Source organism: Alloalcanivorax xenomutans (assembly GCF_900217905.1).
Lineage (GTDB): Bacteria > Pseudomonadota > Gammaproteobacteria > Pseudomonadales > Alcanivoracaceae > Alloalcanivorax > Alloalcanivorax xenomutans.
Window position 1 is genome coordinate 1 of the sequence record NZ_OBMO01000046.1, and the last position, 1202, is coordinate 1202.

The following is a 1202-nucleotide window of genomic DNA, read 5'->3' on the forward strand; positions in this document are numbered from 1 at the left end:
TGTAAACATCCCTGTTTCAGTTGCACCGTTGATTAGAGTTCTCCGCCCGTTTGTGTTTCGCCAGGTATTCCCATGGTGTCAGATCTTCCAGTGAATCGTGTGGGCGCTCATCGTTGTATTCTGTCATCCAGGACTCGGTCAGTTCTCTCACCTCGGTGAGGTTCCGGAAGACATACATGTTCAGGATCTCGTCCCGATAAGTTCGATTGAAACGCTCAACATACGAGTTCTGAGTGGGTGTCCCGGGTTTGATAAATTCCAACGCAATGCCGTGTTGCTCGGCCCAGTCTGCCAAGGCGATCGAGATGAATTCCGGGCCGTTATCCATGCGTAGTTTGGCCGGGTAGCCTCGCCAAGCGATGATGCGTTCCAGAACCCGTATGACCCTCGGAGCTGGTAGGTTCAGATCAACCTCGATAGCCAGTACCTCGCGGTTGAAGTCGTCCACTACGTTGAAGGTACGGAAGCGGCGACCACAGAACAGACTGTCGCTCATGAAATCCATGGACCAACATCGATTGACGGTCGCTGGTACGCTTAATGGCTCCGGATTTCGTGTCGGGAGTCGTTTTTTGCCCCGTCGTCGTTTGTTCAGGTTGAGCGCACAATACAGCCGATGTACCCGCTTGTGATTCCACCCGTGTCCCCAGCGTCGCAGCACCTTGAACAGTTTGCTGAAACCATAGGCGGGATAGCGTTCAGTCGCGCTCTGAAGCGCTGCAATCACCGGTTCATCCCGGGAGGTATCCGGCCGATACCGGTACACAGAGTCGCTGATGCCAGCAATTCGGCAGGCTCTGCGGATGCTGACACCATGCGCCTGCTTCAGGTAATTCACCAGTTCTCGTCGAACGGCTGGCTTTACAGCTTTTTTTCGATCACATCCTTCAGCAGTTTGTGATCCAGACTCAGCTCGGCGTACATCTGCTTCAGTCGGCGGTTTTCCTCTTCAAGCTCCTTGAGGCGCTTCACATCAGAGGCTTCCATTCCGCCGTACTTGGATTTCCAGTTGTAGTAGGTCGCATCGGAGATGCCGTACTCCCGACACACTTCCTTGACCAGGCGACCGCCCTCGACCTCCTTCAGAATCTTGACGATCTGTGACTCGCTGTACCGCGATTTCTTCATGTCGTTCTCCGTTTGCCTCATTGTAGGTCGGAGAACTCTAATTACGCATTCACCGATTTTAGGGGATGGTTACA

Annotated in this window: 1 protein-coding gene; it reads right to left on the minus strand. The window is 53.5% G+C overall.

Going from position 1 to position 1202, the window contains the following annotated elements; genetic code table 11:
- Nucleotides 1-16 precede the first annotated feature (16 nt).
- Nucleotides 17-1128 (minus strand): IS3 family transposase gene (locus CRO06_RS19770; protein WP_233918458.1). Its coding sequence is split into 2 segments (ribosomal slippage): nucleotides 17-867 and nucleotides 867-1128, totalling 1113 coding nucleotides; the frame shifts between segments, so codons are not numbered across the junction.
- Between the last annotated feature and the right edge of the window lie 74 nt (nucleotides 1129-1202).